Source organism: Telmatocola sphagniphila (assembly GCF_018398935.1).
Taxonomy (GTDB): domain Bacteria; phylum Planctomycetota; class Planctomycetia; order Gemmatales; family Gemmataceae; genus Telmatocola; species Telmatocola sphagniphila.
Genome location: NZ_CP074694.1, coordinates 3,797,872 through 3,813,312, shown reverse-complemented (window position 1 = coordinate 3,813,312; position 15,441 = coordinate 3,797,872). Strand labels below are relative to the sequence as shown.

Below are 15,441 nucleotides of genomic sequence, written 5' to 3'. Positions count from 1 at the left end.
CTACACTAGGACTTCTGCTAATGGATCGCGTCTTTATCTGATTCCTGTTACTTTCTTGGCAATAGCAATTATCTTTGCTTTGAGACGGTTTTCACGAAGTCAAAAAAGTTAGAGCAATCTATGCGATCAAAATACCAATACGCAGCTTACACCCTAATTGAGTTGCTTGTCGTGATTGCCATCGTGGCCGTTTTGATCGCTTTGCTTTTACCAGCGATACAAAAAGTGAGAGAAGCCGCCGCAAGCATGTCATGTCGAAACAACTTGAAACAAATCAACCTGGCACTTCAAAACTATCACAATACTTTCGACAAATTTCCTTCCGCCAGAAAATCGAAAGCGAGCCGTGAAATCGATTTTCGATTGAGCTGGATCACCAAGATTCTTCCTTATCTAGAACAGGAGTCCCTGGAGAAGCAAAAGCAGATGGATCTGGGCGTCAGTACTAGCCCAATATCACCCCGACATTATGGATTGTCTTTTGTAGTCCCCGTTCTTCAATGTCCGTCTGATCCTAACTCCGGTAAGACGCATCTTTATTTGAACAGTAGTTATGCCTATACGAATTATCTTGCTAATGCCGGTACCAATTCTCGTTCGACAGATGGAGTAATTTTTTTCGATTCCAGGATCGATCATTTGCAAATTGCGGATGGTTCCAGCCATACGCTTATCGCTGGGGAACGTCCGCCGAGTCCCGAGTTCCGCTTCGGATGGTGGTATACGGGTATCGGACAGGATGGAACGGGAACTTTGGATTATACGATGGGAACGAGAGCCTTGAATAATTCTCAAATAGGGCCAATTTACCCGAAATGCCCTATTGGGCCTTATCACTTTCAACAAGCGAATCCACTGTCGTTTTGCTCCACATTTCAATATTGGAGTGACCATCCTGGCGGCGCGAATTTTGCTTTTGCGGATGGCTCAGTTAGATTTTTAACATTTGCCAGTGACTCGCTTCTTCCCGCACTTGGAACTCGCAATGGCGGAGAAGTGATTTCAGAGTAAGTTTGAATTTAAACCGACGAAGCGTACGGTATTCCTCCCGTACGCGCAGGTGTGTTATAAACCCTTCGCTTCTCAACTGCACCCGCTCGTGGCGCCGCAGCTGTCGCACTTCAAACAGGCGCCGTTTCGAACCAGCGTCAAGGCACCGCATTCGCCGCAGGGATCGCCTTCGTAGCCCTTCAATCGAGCTTGCTTGACCTTCTCGGCCGTGCTGCTCGGACGGACAGGAGTACTCGGTACCGGCGAAACATATCGTGGTTTTTCGAGGACCGTTGAGCCGCCGTTGGCATGACCGTGACCGTTCGCTCCATTCCCCTTGGCTCCGTTGCCATTGGGGGTGGTGCCGTGGCCATTGGTGCCATTGCCCGGCTTCAGATGTTCCGAACGAGGCACGGCCATCCGGCGGGAGCTACTGACCGTCTCCGAAGGAGTTTCCGGCAGAATGTCTTCGCCATCGAACTCGGGCTCATCTTCTTCGTCATCGTGCAACGCATCGCCGCGAAGATCTTCCGGGCTGACGTGGGCCAGATCGTAGCGACCCAGGTAAGTCACGGCCAGTTCGCGGAAGATGTAATCGATGATCGAGGTGCTCATCTTGATGTGCGGGTTGCCCTGCACGCTGCCGTTGGGTTCGAAACGGGTGAAGACGAACGCGTCCACGAATTCTTCGAGCGGCACGCCATGCTGCAGGCCGAGCGAAATCGCGATGGCGAAGCAGTTGGTCATGCTACGGAAGGCCGCGCCTTCCTTGTGCATATCGACGAAGATCTCGCCGAGCGAGCCGTCTTCGTATTCTCCGGTTCGCAGATAAAGCTTGTGGTTGCCGATACGCGACTTCTGGGTGTAGCCTGCCCGGCGATCGGGCAGACGACGGCGTTTGGCGAGGTAGCGGACCACGCGCTCGGCCACGCGAATTGGCTCGATGGTGGGAGCTTCCGGTTCATCAGCCGCCTTGAGCGCATCGACTTCGGGAGCATCGGCCACGCTGTTGAGAGGCTGGCTGAGCTTGGATCCGTCGCGGTACAGGGCATTCGCCTTCACCATCAACTGCCAGCTCATACGATAGGCGTCTTTAACGTCCTGAATCGTCGCGTTATGCGGCATGTTGATTGTCTTGGAGATCGCTCCGGAGATAAACGGCTGAGCCGCCGCCATCATGCGGATGTGCGATTGGGCGCTCAGGAAGCGCTGACCGCGCTTGCCGCACTTGTTTGCACAGTCGAATACGGGAAGATGTTCCATCTTGAGGTGCGGAGCGCCTTCGATGGTCATGGTGCCGCAGACGTATTCGCTGGCTTCGCTGATCTGGTTTTTGCTGTAACCCAGGTGGCTGAGCAGATCGAAGTTCGGCGCTTCGTAAACTTCCTGCGACAGACGCAGTTCGTTCCGCAGGGCATCGTCGCCGACGGTCCAGCGATTCACGGCGAATTGCAGTTCGAAAGCACTGGGCAGGCCGGCTTCAATGCGGGCGATGCTCGCCTCGCTGAAGCCCTTGGCCATCAGGCTTTCCTTGTTCACGTGCGGGCAGCCGACCAGCGAACCGGAACCGCGGGTGTAGCGGACGATCTCTTCGATCTGCCGTTCACTATAGCCTAACCGCTTCAGGGCGGGTGGCACCGAAGAGTTGATGATCTTGAAGTAGCCGCCGCCCGCGAGTTTCTTGAATTTCACCAGGGCGAAGTCGGGCTCGATGCCGGTCGTGTCGCAATCCATGACCAGGCCGATGGTGCCGGTCGGCGCGATGACGGTAACCTGGGCATTGCGATAGCCATGTTTTTCGCCCAGAGCCAGCATGCGATCGGCTTCGGTGCGCGCCGACTGGAGCAGGTATTCGGGGCAATCGGCGGGATCGATACCCACGGGATGAACCGTCAGAGTTTCGTACTCTTCCGAAGGCGTGTTGTAAGCGGCCCGACGGTGATTGCGGATGACGCGCATCATCGCTTCGCGGTTTTCCGCGAAGCGAACGAACGGCCCCACTTCGGAAGCGATTTCCGCGGAGGTGGAGTAGGCCACGCTGTGCATGATCGAAGTCAGCGCGCCGCACCAGGCCCGGCCTTCGTCGGAATCGTACGGAATGCCTTGCTGCATCAGCAGGGCGCCGATGTTGGCGTAACCGAGGCCCAGCGTGCGGTAGTCGTAGGAAAGTTGCGCGACCGGCTGGCTGGGGAACTGCGCCATGTAGACGCTGAATTCCAGAATCATGGTCCACAGTCGCGAGGCGTGGATGTAGGAATCCACATCGAAGCGCTGAGTTTTTTCGTCGTAGAACCGGATCAGGTTCATCGACGCCAGGTTGCAGGCGGTATCGTCGAGGAACATATATTCCGAACAGGGATTGGAAGCCCGGATCGATCCGCCGGCCGGGCAGGTGTGCCATTCGTTGATGGTAGTGTCGTATTGCACGCCTGGGTCGGCACAGGTCCAGGCCGCGTAGGCGATTTCATCCCACAGTTCGCGGGCTTTCATGGTCTTGAACGGCTTGGGTTCCCGGCTCTGCTTTTGGGCCTTTCGCTTTTCCGTGCGAGCGTAGAGATGCCAGGGGCCATCGTTCTCGACGGCTTTCATGAATTCGTTGGTGATGCGAACGCTGTTGTTGCTGTTCTGGCCGGAGACCGTGGCGTAGGCCTTGGAGTTCCAGTCGGTATCGTACTCTTCGATTTCGAGTTCGGTGATCCCCTGCATCGCCAGTTGTATCGTGCGGGCGATGTAATTTTCGGGAACCAGCTCGGCCTTGGCGTCGCGGATGGTCTTGCGGAGTTCCGAATTCTTGCGCGGGTCGAAGCGCTCGGCATCGGTGGTCGCGGTGCAGGCTTTCAGAATCGCATTCAGATGGCGGTTCAGTTGCTTGGAGCCCTGAACCAGGGCCGCGACTTTCTGTTCTTCGATGACTTTCCAGTTGATGAACGATTCGATGTCAGGGTGATCGAGATCGAGAACGACCATCTTGGCGGCCCGGCGGGTAGTGCCTCCCGACTTGATGGCGCCCGCGGCGCGGTCGCCGATGCGGAGGAAGCTCATCAGGCCGGAGGACTTGCCGCCGCCGGAAAGCGATTCGCCTTCACCTCGGATATCGGAGAAATTGGAACCGGTACCGGAACCGTATTTGAAGATGCGGGCTTCGCGGACCCAGAGGTCCATGATGCCACCTTCATTGACCAGATCGTCTTTGATCGATTGGATGAAGCAGGCGTGCGGGGCGGGTCGTTCGTATGCGGAGGTCGATCGTTCCAGCTGTTTGGTCAGCGGGTTGACGAAGTAGTGCCCTTGCGGTGGGCCTTCGATGCCATAGGCCCAGTGCAGGCCTGTGTTGAACCATTGCGGGCTGTTGGGGGCCGCCATCTGGGTGGCGAGCATGAAGCAAACTTCGTCGAAGAAGGCGCGGGCATCCTGTTCGGTCTTAAGGTAACCGCCTTTCCAGCCCCAGTAAGTCCAGCAGCCGGCGAGGCGTCGAAAGACCTGTCGGGAATCGTTTTCCGAGAGATCGCAGGGATCGCCTTCCAGGGGCTTCGAACGCTGCAGCCAGTGCGGAACACTTTCTTCGTAGACGTGTTGAGACTTCTGAGGCACTCCCATTTTGCGGAAGTACTTTTGAGCCAGAATATCGACGGCGACCTGCGACCAGCTCTCCGGGACCTGAATATCCTTCATTTCGAAGACGAGAGTCCCATTCGGGTTCACAATTCGCGAGGTTCGGGGTGCGAATTTGATCGACGAGAATGGATCCTGGCCTTCAGCGGTATATTTACGGGTGATTTGCATGAAAAGTCCGTTCTTAGTGATCTTAGCGTCCAGTTGCGTTCAAACGAATTTAACGATTGCGAGGACTTTGCCGATTATTCCGATTAGTGGCACAGGTCAATCCTGACGAGAGTCATATCTATACATCCACCGACCCCCCAAAGCAAGCGAAAAAGCCGCCTCGGAAGGGGGTTAAAAAACTATTATGAAAATCAAGAAGATTTGGTGATGACGAAGGGTAGTTGTAACCCTTTCTGGTCTTGATACTTACCCTTTTTGTCGGCGTAGCTGATGCGACAATTGTCTTCTGCCCGGATGAAAAGAATTTGAGCGATTCCTTCCCCGGCATAGATCTTCGCGGGTAGCGGAGTGGTGTTGGAAATCTCGATAGTGACCCGGCCGCGCCACTCTGGTTCGATAGGTGTGACATTGACGATGATCCCACAACGCGCATAGGTCGACTTACCTACGCAAATTCCAATGACACTACGCGGAATCTCGAGACATTCGATGGTTTCCGCAAGGGCAAAGCTATTGGGTGGAATCAGACAGTAGTCCCCGACGATGTCGACAAAAGACTGCGGATCGAAGTTTTTCGGGTCCACAATCGTGCAGCGGGCATTGGTGAAAACTTTGAAGTTTCGGTCCACCCGCACGTCGTAACCATAGCTCGTGACACCGTAGGAAATTACGCCCGGACGAGAAAGATTAGGCTCAAAAGGCTCAATCTTAACGTCCCGTTCAATCATCCAATCAGGGAGCACAGCCATGGAGTACCTTCAGCGAGATTATCGAGGTGGTAGGCACTCATTTTCTATGAGCAACCACCTCATTGTCACCGCCAAAATCTCTACTTAGGTCCTTCACGAAAAGGGACTGGCAAAATGATCCCAAATTAACGATTGTAACGATTCCACAAATTGGGCAATTTACGCCGGAATTAATAAATAATTCATTAAATCGCACTAAAGTAGTGTAATCAATTATACACGCTATTCGAGCGAACGCAAGGTCAGTTGTCGAATTTTGAAGGAATCGGGGAAAGGAAACGGGCGATCTTTTATCCCTCTACAACTTCCACAAATCGGGCTTCTTCGGCTTCGGCTTTTTAGGTCGCAGCGGGCGAGGAGGTTTAGTCGCTTCCGTTTTCTTTGCCTTCGTTCCATCCGTCATCGGCACCGGCTTCTTCTCCGACCCTGCAAGTGGTATGCCTTCAGGCCGATCCATCCGCTTATTTTCCTGGGCATCCTTCTTGGAACGGAATTCCATCTTGATCGGGACTTCCTGGAAAGGTGAGTTTTCCCGCAGATATCGAAGCAAATAGCGCCGATAAGTCTCCTCGAACAGATCCGGATTATTGACCATCATCACAATGGTGGGAGGTTCGACAGCCGTCTGCGTGGCGTAGTAAATCTTGGGCATCCGCTGGCCTTTTTGCGGCGCCGGGTTCTTCGTCCAGGCATCCTCGATCAGACGATTGAGCTCTCCAGTTCCTATTCGTAACTTGCACTGCTTGGCAATATTCTGGGCCAGATTCCAGACTTTGAAGACGTTTCGCCCCTGCTTGGCCGTGATGAAAGCGATCGGCACGAAATCGAGCATCGGGAACATCTTCTCGACGTATTCCCCATACTCTTCCGTGGAGACATGCTCCGGCGCCAGGTCCCATTTATTCACCACGAAAATCGCCGGTTTCTGGTACTTGTAAATGTAACCGGCCAACTGTTTGTCGATGCGCGACAGGTCTTCGCGGCAATCGAAAAACTGCAGCACCACATCGGCCCGGCGGATCGATTCCTCGGCGCGCACCTGACTGTAGAATTCGATGCTGTTGGCCATGCTGCTTTTGTTGCGCAACCCGGCCGTGTCGATCACGACGAAGTTTTTCCCATCCCGCTCGAAACGGACGTCGACGCTGTCGCGAGTTGTGCCGGGAATCTCGCTGACGATCACGCGCTCGGCATTGGCCATTTTGTTTACGAAGGTCGATTTGCCGACGTTTCGTTTACCGACGATAGCGATCTTCAGGTCCGTTTCGGCAATTTCGGATTGGTCTTTGGGCAGTTGATCGGTGATGGCTTCCAGAAGCTTATCTTTGTTTTTGCGCTGGAGAACGCTGACGGGAATCAGCGGACTGTAGCCCAGACGATGGAAATCGCTGGCTTGAAGCATCAGTTCGGGAGTATCGCACTTGTTGACTACCAGAATGACTGGTTTGCTGATATTTCGCAACCGATCGGCCACATCGAGATCCAAAGGCATCACGCCATCACGGACATCGGTCAGCAAAATAATGACTGTGGCTTCCTCGATGGCTGTCTGAATCTGTTTGCTGACATCGGCCTCGAGTTTATGTTCGTCGACGATCCCGATACCGCCGGTGTCGGTCAGTTCGAAGGAGTAATCTTCCCCTTCGATGATTTCGGAGATACGGTCGCGTGTCACCCCGGCCGTGGGATCGACGATGCTGACTCGTCGGCCCACTAACCAGTTGAAAAGCGACGACTTGCCGACGTTGGGACGGCCAACGATGGCGACGATGGGAACTGCCACGGTACTTCTTCCCGAAGAAATTGCGAATACTGCAATCTCTCTTTTTATAATGCGGATAGCTCAAGGCCGCGAATTTATCGGAAATGTGGTGCGAATATGGCCCGCTGCGACGAAGGGTATATCTGTGCGGTATGCCGGTTACCGGTGGATACCCTGCCGGAATCTCTGCTTTATTTGCGATATCTGCTGGGGGAAGTGGGCATCGAAGTGCTGCATCAGCACGCCGATTGTCACATTCGCTGCTGCCCGGAAGTGGGTCAGTATATCCTGCACAGAGATTTCGAGCCGATGGTTTGCGCCGGCCCATTCGCCAAATCTCAATTCGATGAAAAGTTTCGCGAAGACGAGGAAAAGCGCGTGACAGCCGCTTGGACGACCCTGCATGAGGCGGCAGCGAAGGGTTTTTCGCTGCTTTCGTTTATTGCGAAGTAGCGGTCAGCGATCAGCAATCAGCATTCAGCTATAAAGTTAAAAAAGGACAGGCTCCAAAGGTGCCTGTCCCTGTTTCCCTAACCGTAGTTTGACAGCGAAAATCATCATTTCTTAGCTGATAGCTGATAGCTGATAGCTGATAGCTGATAGCTGATAGCTGATAGCTACTTCGTCCCGATGCAATACATCGCTTTCGTTGTCCGCAGGAAAATGCAACCATCCGAAATCGCCGGGGTGCCCATGATCTCGTCCTTCATGTCGTTCACCGCCAGAATTTCCGGTTTGTCTCCCGTCTTGGCCACGGTCACGATGCCATCATCGGCACAGACGTAAAGCTTGCCATCCCCCACAATCGGCGAGGCCCAGTATTTGCCTTTGGTCTTGGTCCGTTCCTGCCAGAGGTCTTTGCCCGTCTTGGCATCGGCACAGACGATTACACCGGCACCGCTGATGTTGTAAACGCGATCTTCGTAGAAAACCGGCGAGCTGTAACCGGCGAAGAGTTTCTGTTGCTTCCAGACTTCCTTGGCCTTATCGGCCCCATCCATTGCGATGGCAACCACTCCGCCCGCAGGCACCAGAATTTTATCTCCGGCTATCGTGGGGCTAGCTGCGGCGGCGGAACCCGTAGGGAATTTCCAAAGAGCCTTACCGCTCTCCGGACTGTAGGACACAACTTCGTTTTTGCCCATCATGACGACCTGAGTGCCCGACTTATAAGCGACAGTCAAGGGCGTGCTCCAATTGGTGTCCTTCTCCCGTTCGGTTTTCCAGATGTTATTGCCATAACGGGGATCGATCCCGGCGATGAAGGATTCGCCGGAATTGACCATCGGAATCACCAGCGTGTTGTTAGCCAGGATGGGCGAGGAGGACATGCCTACTTGATTCCCGATGGTCGGATAGTCGGAAACCAGCGAGCGATACCAGCGTAATTTTCCGTCTTTTTCGAAAGCGGCGAGGTCGCCCGTAGCGAATAAAGCATATACGCCGCTGGCATCCGCCACTGGGGTTGGTGCCGACATGTTCGACTTGGGATGACAGCCGGTGTTACCGGTCGCGGTCAGTTCGCGCTGCCAAAGAATTTTGCCGGTTTTCTTGTCCAGGCAGAGCACATGCAGTTTGTCGAGTCGAAAGCCGGAGTTTGCGGTGAGATAGATGCGATCGTCGAAAACGACCGGGGAAGAGACGCCGCGTTGTTCCAGCGGCGTTTTCCAGAGAATGTTTTCCTTTTCGCTCCAGCTGGCGGGAAGGGCTTTTTTCTCGAGGGAGACGCCGCTGAAGTTGGGACCGCGAAATTGCGGCCAATCCTGAGCCGATAAACCCGCGGATAAAACCAGCGAGCCGGCCAATACAAATCCGAATTTAAGCATGGGTACTATCCTGATTTATGCGAATTATTTTTGGGTGGAGGTTTTGAAAGCGATGGCGCCGCCGGTGTCGTCGCACAAGCGCATTTGATACTGCCAGTCCTGAGCCCAGGGCTCTTTCATGTCGTTCTGCACGACTTTCACCAGCAGGTCATTCTTGCCGGCTTTCAGGGGCACTTTCACCACATATTGATCGAACTTCTGGCCATGGTGATATTCTTCGTTGGCAAAGATTTCCTTGCCGTTGAGAAACACCCGCAGAGCCGTGATCGAGCCAAATCGCAAATCGGCGATTTGATCTTTCTCCACTTCCACATTCACATAGGCAAAGGCCACGGCATGCTTGAATTTGCCGATGGCTTTATTCAGATCGACGACGCCGAAGTTGTCTTTGGTGTTGAACACTTTCCATTCGATCGGCTTGCCTTCCTTACCCATCGGCTTCGCGGTAAGATCCAGCTTCTTCTCCGGTTCCAAGACTTCAGCGTACGCTTTGCCTTCCTTGCCGTCGAAGGGTCCGAGGAGTTGCCATTCCGCGAGGATTCCCAGGTGTTTCTGGTAGTTGACTTCGACTCCCAGATCCTTCAATTTCTTGCCGATCGATTCGACCTGATCTTCATCCCGGCTCAGTGCAAAGAGTTCGGCATAAAGCTTTTTGGCTTCGTCCCCAGTCGGTTTCTTCTTTTCGACTTTTTCCAGTTCGGCCGACAAGGCATCGCGGCGGATATCCACGTTGCGGTCGTTCAACAGCTTCGGCAGGACGCGTTCGGGAGATTTCGGATCGAGTCGTTTCAAACCGTCGTAGGCCAGCTTGCGGGCGGCCGGTCCATGCTGATTATCCATCAGGTAGGTTTCGAAATTTTTGATCCATTCTTCCGTGGGCAACGGCTTTTCCAGAATGGCATCAATCGCCGTGCGCAGCCAGTTGCGGGCAATCACACTCGAAGAATCGTAGACATTTAGAACGGGGATAATCGCTTCCGGTCCGGCAGCCACAATCTGTTGCCAGGCCAGGGCCGCTTCTTTGTTTCCCACTCCCTCTTTGCCGAGGGATTGAATTCTTTGCAGGGTTTCCTTCGACACCGGCTCCGCGGAGAAGCCAGTAGAAGTACCCACGCCGACGATCAAACCGGCCAACCAAATGCGCATAGTGCCGATCCCGTAAGTGAATAATGACGTTCCCATCCGAACCAAGTCGAATCGCTGGTTCAAAACTATCCTAGCAGCGGTGTGCGCGGCGGCGAGGAGACCATTTTTTCCCGGAGTTTCAGAAGATAGTCTTTGAATTCTTCCGGATCCTTAACGCTGCCCCGGGAGCAGGACCCGCTCGAACAGCCCGATTTGCCGTCGCCACAGGATGAGCAACCGCCCCCGGAGCTGCCGCAGCCTTCTTTTCCGCAGCCTGCCGGTTGTTTTTCGACGATCAGTTCCGACTGCACATCGTAAAACAGCGGCTTCATTCGAATGCATTGGGCGAAACTCGATATGAGTTCTTCGGTGAGATCGGCTTCGCTCCAGAATCCGAACAACAGGACGGTTTCATCATCGAAAAGGAGTTCGACATCGAGAAGAATCCGGCTGGGCAACACCTGATTGCACCACTCGGAAATCGGACTAAACAGTTCCTTTTCGCGAGCTTCGATGGAGATTTTCTTCCGCTCGTCTTGTTCGTTAAAAGGGCGCAGGAGAAGTCGCTGGGCAGTGGCGGGGGCATCGCTCGTACCCAGTACCAGGCCGTATTCTAAGCCCCGTTCCGTCTGAAGGACGACGGAAGTTTCGCGAGGAATGGGTGCCATGCAATCGGGTGAGGCCGGGAAGACCCCTACGAAGGCAGACTTCCCGAAAGAAATGATGTAGCGAGGGTTCATGATTGGCTCAGAATTCGCCGGCTCGATGGAAGTGGTAATTTAGACTCCCGCCGGTTCTTCGAAGCCCAAGAAGCTTCGCATGTATTTATCGTATTCTTCCTGGCCGTATTCGGTTGAAAGATCGATACGAGTTTCGTTAATGACCTTCACGCTGTAATTTTTGAACCACTCTTCCCAGCATTCCGAGCAGATTTCGCGGTAGATACGCTTCCCGATTTCATCGGGTATCGGCGGCCGGGCTAACTGCCGGGCGCCGCGGCCTGCCATACAGGTCGGCCGCTGGCAGCGAAAACCGGTGTCGGGACCATCATAAGCATCTTTTTTCTGCACCTGAGGAACGGGGGCGTTCAGCTTTTTCAGCATGTCGCCCATCGCATCGCGAGGCATCTTATCGCCCCGTTCGTCGGCGATCTTCCATCCTTCGGTGAGCTTGCTGACGGCTTCCTCTTGGCGGTCGAGCTTGATCAGGCAGTCCGAAAGCAGCTGGTAAACTTTGGAAAATTGCGGGCTGATCTCCAGAGTTCGATTGAAAGACTCGATTGCCTTTTCGAAATCCTCAGCTTCCATGTAAAGCTGACCTAACCGAAAGTGCCCCAATTCATTGTCGGGGTCGTCGTTGGTCATCTTCTGAAACTGGGCGATGCGTTCACTCAACTGGCTCATATCTCTTCTCGGGGATTTTTTTGCTTTATCGATCTGTTGCGCTCAACACTTTCAGTGGCAGCGTCACCTTATTAACCTTCTTAGACACTTTATCGGTAACCTTCAACTCAATGGTGAAATCTCCCGGCCGACTGAGCGGAACCAGAAACTGCACGGGAAGTATTTCATCGGTCGGCCCGACCTTGTCGTTGATGCCGATCATAATCGGCTTTTGAAGCAACTGCTTGCCCTTTTCAAACGCAGTCATTTCAATGTCGAGATCGGGCAGTTTCTTCAGCGGATTGCGCTCGAAACCGACGACGGAACATTGCAGCCAGTAGGTTTGCCCGGCCACGCCCACCGGAGCCAGCGAAACCGCCCCTTCCTGATCGGAAGAGTACAACACGTTAATTATACCCAAATTCTTGGACAAGACTTCGAACTTCTGTTCGATCGATTTGCGGTCGCCGGTCGCCCGGTCGAAAATCGTGATTTTACAGGTGTACGTTCCCGGCAATTGCGTCATGCCCAACCGCACGAAGGCCCGGGCGGGGAGTCGATTGCCTCCGAGTGTGAGATATTCCTCGCGATCGACGGGGGCCTGTTTAAATACTTCCTTGCCTTTCGAATCGGTAAGCTCCATACCCATGGTGAAGCTGACTTTACCTGATTCATCGGATTTAATACCTTCGATTTCGAAAGCGAAACAGAAGGCATCGCCCGGCAGATACCGGCTATCGGTGCGAGTGGCTCCGAATTCGCCGTATGTCAGACGGTTGTTGGTGAGTTTGAGATTCGATTCCTTGGCTCTGGCCTGAATCGGTTGGGGAAGGGCGAGCGCGAATACCAACGGGTACAGAAATACCATGGTGGATATCCTCCTTTTTTGAGCGTTTGTGGTTAAAACGTCTTGAGATCAAATCCGTTGGCGGTTAATATATAGATGTGGGTTGCGTTAACGTGGCGCAACGGGCTAGAGGCGGATAGGTTCCGAGGTTATCAGGAGCCGATTCCGCGGGTTCTCTGCCAAAGGAGGTGATCCGTGAATATAGGTGACCAACGAAAGCGGCTGTATTGACACCGCCGACGGGCTGCGTCGGTGCAGCCGCCCAAATCTGAGAAGAGGTTTTCGTGTCAAAGCGAAGGCCTCTTCTTTTTTTTGTTTTTTCTTTTGAAAATTCAGCAAATTTCACCAGGCCGACTGCAGAACCTGCAGGAGTTCTTTTTCGGTAACTTCGCGGGGATTGAATCTGGCCGTCCACTGCTCGTTGGCCTCGATGGCCAGTAACGGCAGAATCGATTCACTGACCCCGCAGTCGCGCAGCCGGTTCGGCTGGCCGCAAAAAGCCACCAATTCGGAAATTTTCTCGGCCACATCCGCCGCCGATTTTTCGTCGATATCCCGTGCCAAAATTTCAAAATGCCGGGAGCAGACGCTGGAATTGAAGCGAATCACATGAGGCAATAGCAGACCAATCGCCACTCCGTGAGTGATGCCATAGTGGGCCGTCAGGGGATTGGCGCAGGAGTGGCATATTCCGAGCATGGCATTTTCGATGGCTACGCCGGCGAAGTGAGATCCGAGTTGCATCGCGGCCCGCGCATCCAGATTGCCCGGATTTCTTAAAACTTCTTCCAGATTGTGCACGAGATACTGCCAGGCCGAGCGCGAATACAGCTGGCTGAACGGAGTCGCCTTTTTGCAGACGAACGATTCGATCGCATGAGCGATTGCATCGATCCCCGTCGCGGCGGTCACGCCGCGCGGTTGGGAAAGCGTCAGTTCCGGATCGAGAATGCTGACGCGAAAAGCCGCTTTTTTATCTCCGCAGGCCATTTTCAGATGGGAGCTATCGTCGGTAATCAATGCATAGCACTGAGCTTCGCTGCCGGTGCCCGATGTGGTGGGGATGCCAATGGAAGGCAACATCGGCTTCTTGGCTTTACCCTGACCTTTGTAATCGGCCATATTGCCGCCATTGGTCAAAATGAAGTTGATCCCTTTGGCACAATCCATGGTGCTGCCGCCGCCGACGGCCACGATCAGGTCGATATTCTGTTCGCGGGCAAAGCGGGTGCCCAGTTGCACATCCGCATTGGTAGGATTTTCTTTGACTAGATCGAATACGAAGACTGGCAGCCCGGCGGCTTCAATGAAAGATTTGGCGCGCTGGGGATGGCCGGCTTTTTCCAAGCCCGGATCGGTAACCAGCAAGATGCGCTTTCCCCCTTGCTCGGTACACAGCTCGCCAATGCGGGCGAGCGTTCCTGGGCCGAAGATAACGCGGTTAATCGGTTGAAAGTCGAATGGAATCATGAGGAAAGAAAAACCGCGTCTCCAGCGATCAGTTCGAGTGAGGTTCAGATTTATTCGACTTTCGACAACTGGAGAGCTCTCTGTCGATACAGGTGCGTGAACAAATTCCCTTCGTGGGGTTGATCCCAGGTCAGGCGGTTGGTGGGCAGCGCACCAATATTCAGACGTTCAATCTGGTTCGAATCCAACAATTGGCGAATAAATGCCGGATTCTCGGTCAGGGCCATGACCGCTAGTGATGGCCCTATTCTCTTCAGCATATCGGCTTGAGGGCATTCCAGCACGCTGGAATAGGGGAATAAAAATTCCTTGTTGGCCAGCGGGTGGGTGTAGTTGTCGCAATAAATGATCGCCGGCAGAATCCAGGCGCAGCGACCTTCGCGCACCAGCCGGGGGGTACCGCGGATTCGCTCGGTCACGTCTTCCGCTCCCGGAGTCTTCAACCCTTCATCCACCATACCGGAGATAGCTACGCCGACGTCGGGATTGGCGAAGGCGGCCAGAGCGGCTTCGGGATCATCCCACGGACGGGCTTTGATCTCACAGAGTTTCTTGGACAGGGCCTCGGCAATCGCCCTACCATGTTTGGGAGTCCAGACCGCCGAGACGTTGATGCAGCTGCGTCCGCCATTGGCCGCGATACATTCGACCATCACATCGATGTACTGTTCCCACTTGTCCACCATGTCATCGCCGATCAGGATTTTGCTGAATCCCGGACCGTGCAATTCCACGCGGTGATCGTTTTTGTAGGCATCGGTGGTGCGGGCATCTCCGAACAGCATGCTTCGTCCGGTGCCGCGAAGAATGTCTCCCGCTCCGGCATGATCGGTGGGGTAGAAGTTCAAAGCGCTGGCGGGAATACCCGCTTTCAGAAGCGCCTGCAGCACGCGGAAGGGGGTCCAGGGTTCTTCACGTCCTGGCTTCAGAACCAGGGGTGTTTTCAAAGCAATTGCCGGCACCCACAAGGAATGCACGCCGGGCGAATTACTCGGCAGGATTGCCCCAAAACTATCGGTTGTGGAGTAGAAGGCCTGCATCCGGCCGCCTTGAATCGCATAGCCGTTGTCGAGCACGGCCAGATCCAGACCCCGAGTCAAACCGGCAATCACTTCCTCCACATTTCGCAGAACGTATTCCACCTTCCCGGCATTGCGACGGCAAAAGACCTGGGGCGACCCCGTGGTGGAAGAGAGACAGCGAATGTAATCATCGAAACTTTGCGAAGATTCGCCGACGGGCAGAGTATCCTTGGCGAAATAGTCGGCCGCCTTGGCATACATGCCAATCAGATCTTTGACCGGAATGGCCTGCAGCTCTTTTTTCGCCTGAGTCATTTTCGGTAAATCGCGATTGAGTGCGATTCCCGAAACTTGGCTGACCTCCGCCACCGGTTCGCCCGTCACATGATGTACCAGGGTCGTTTTTTCCAGGCTGACGTAGGGTTTGCCCAGTCGGAGTGCGGGAATGTGAATCATATTTCGAATGTCACTTAGCGGAGGGAAAA

At 54.1% G+C, this 15,441-nt stretch carries 12 protein-coding genes; 2 read left to right on the top strand and 10 right to left on the bottom strand.

The annotated features are described in order from the left end of the window. Positions 1-120: 120 nt before the first annotated feature. Positions 121-1,011 (top strand): DUF1559 domain-containing protein, encoded by an 891-nt coding sequence (locus tag KIH39_RS15100; RefSeq protein ID WP_213500433.1) that lies wholly within the window; start codon positions 121-123, stop codon positions 1,009-1,011. A 72-nt stretch (positions 1,012-1,083) separates the two neighbouring features. On the opposite strand, the gene KIH39_RS15095 is transcribed toward KIH39_RS15100, so the two are convergent. The 3 genes from KIH39_RS15095 to der all read right to left on the bottom strand — a co-directional run bounded on the left by KIH39_RS15095 (position 1,084) and on the right by der (position 7,305). Then, positions 1,084-4,773, bottom strand: a complete 3,690-nt coding sequence (locus tag KIH39_RS15095) for a vitamin B12-dependent ribonucleotide reductase (RefSeq protein WP_213494064.1) — start codon at positions 4,771-4,773, stop codon at positions 1,084-1,086. Positions 4,774-4,964: 191 nt separating this feature from the next. After that, positions 4,965-5,522, bottom strand: coding sequence for a dCTP deaminase (gene dcd / locus KIH39_RS15090; protein ID WP_213494063.1), 558 nt, complete (start codon positions 5,520-5,522; stop codon positions 4,965-4,967). Between the two features lie 298 nt (positions 5,523-5,820). Further along, on the bottom strand, positions 5,821-7,305 hold the full coding sequence (gene der / locus KIH39_RS15085) for a ribosome biogenesis GTPase Der (protein WP_213494062.1): 1,485 nt from the start codon (positions 7,303-7,305) through the stop codon (positions 5,821-5,823). 96 nt (positions 7,306-7,401) lie between these two features. Between der and KIH39_RS15080 the strand changes: the two genes are divergently transcribed. Next, a complete protein-coding gene (locus KIH39_RS15080; RefSeq protein ID WP_213494061.1) occupies positions 7,402-7,737 on the top strand; it encodes a hypothetical protein in 336 nt (111 codons plus the stop codon). A gap of 164 nt (positions 7,738-7,901) precedes the next feature. Here KIH39_RS15080 and KIH39_RS15075 read toward each other — a convergent pair whose 3' ends face one another. From KIH39_RS15075 to KIH39_RS15045, 7 genes are all read right to left on the bottom strand, one after another. Further along, on the bottom strand, positions 7,902-9,110 hold the full coding sequence (locus KIH39_RS15075) for an outer membrane protein assembly factor BamB family protein (RefSeq protein ID WP_213494060.1): 1,209 nt from the start codon (positions 9,108-9,110) through the stop codon (positions 7,902-7,904). A 24-nt stretch (positions 9,111-9,134) separates the two neighbouring features. Further along, a complete protein-coding gene (locus KIH39_RS15070; protein ID WP_213494059.1) occupies positions 9,135-10,256 on the bottom strand; it encodes a hypothetical protein in 1,122 nt (373 codons plus the stop codon). 65 nt (positions 10,257-10,321) lie between these two features. Further along, positions 10,322-10,975, bottom strand: a complete 654-nt coding sequence (locus tag KIH39_RS15065; RefSeq protein WP_213494058.1) for a hypothetical protein — start codon at positions 10,973-10,975, stop codon at positions 10,322-10,324. Positions 10,976-11,014: 39 nt separating this feature from the next. After that, a complete protein-coding gene (locus KIH39_RS15060; RefSeq protein WP_213494057.1) occupies positions 11,015-11,638 on the bottom strand; it encodes a Fe(2+)-trafficking protein in 624 nt (207 codons plus the stop codon). Positions 11,639-11,663: 25 nt separating this feature from the next. Continuing rightward, on the bottom strand, positions 11,664-12,485 hold the full coding sequence (locus tag KIH39_RS15055) for a hypothetical protein (protein ID WP_213494056.1): 822 nt from the start codon (positions 12,483-12,485) through the stop codon (positions 11,664-11,666). Positions 12,486-12,806: 321 nt separating this feature from the next. Next, positions 12,807-13,934, bottom strand: coding sequence for an iron-containing alcohol dehydrogenase (locus KIH39_RS15050; protein ID WP_213494055.1), 1,128 nt, complete (start codon positions 13,932-13,934; stop codon positions 12,807-12,809). A gap of 50 nt (positions 13,935-13,984) precedes the next feature. Then, a complete protein-coding gene (locus tag KIH39_RS15045) occupies positions 13,985-15,412 on the bottom strand; it encodes an aldehyde dehydrogenase family protein (protein ID WP_213494054.1) in 1,428 nt (475 codons plus the stop codon). Between the last annotated feature and the right edge of the window lie 29 nt (positions 15,413-15,441).

Bases quoted from the DNA above. Each gene is read 5' to 3' on its own strand.
- KIH39_RS15095 (WP_213494064.1), bottom strand. From the start codon at position 4,773: ATGCAAATCACCCGTAAATATACCGCTGAAGGCCAGGATCCATTCTCG.
- KIH39_RS15060 (WP_213494057.1), bottom strand. From the start codon at position 11,638: ATGAGCCAGTTGAGTGAACGCATCGCCCAGTTTCAGAAGATGACCAAC.
- KIH39_RS15100 (WP_213500433.1), top strand. From the start codon at position 121: ATGCGATCAAAATACCAATACGCAGCTTACACCCTAATTGAGTTGCTT.
- KIH39_RS15065 (WP_213494058.1), bottom strand. From the start codon at position 10,975: ATGAACCCTCGCTACATCATTTCTTTCGGGAAGTCTGCCTTCGTAGGG.
- KIH39_RS15075 (WP_213494060.1), bottom strand. From the start codon at position 9,110: ATGCTTAAATTCGGATTTGTATTGGCCGGCTCGCTGGTTTTATCCGCG.
- KIH39_RS15070 (WP_213494059.1), bottom strand. From the start codon at position 10,256: ATGCGCATTTGGTTGGCCGGTTTGATCGTCGGCGTGGGTACTTCTACT.
- KIH39_RS15055 (WP_213494056.1), bottom strand. From the start codon at position 12,485: ATGGTATTTCTGTACCCGTTGGTATTCGCGCTCGCCCTTCCCCAACCG.
- KIH39_RS15045 (WP_213494054.1), bottom strand. From the start codon at position 15,412: ATGATTCACATTCCCGCACTCCGACTGGGCAAACCCTACGTCAGCCTG.
- KIH39_RS15050 (WP_213494055.1), bottom strand. From the start codon at position 13,934: ATGATTCCATTCGACTTTCAACCGATTAACCGCGTTATCTTCGGCCCA.
- dcd (WP_213494063.1), bottom strand. From the start codon at position 5,522: ATGGCTGTGCTCCCTGATTGGATGATTGAACGGGACGTTAAGATTGAG.
- KIH39_RS15080 (WP_213494061.1), top strand. From the start codon at position 7,402: ATGGCCCGCTGCGACGAAGGGTATATCTGTGCGGTATGCCGGTTACCG.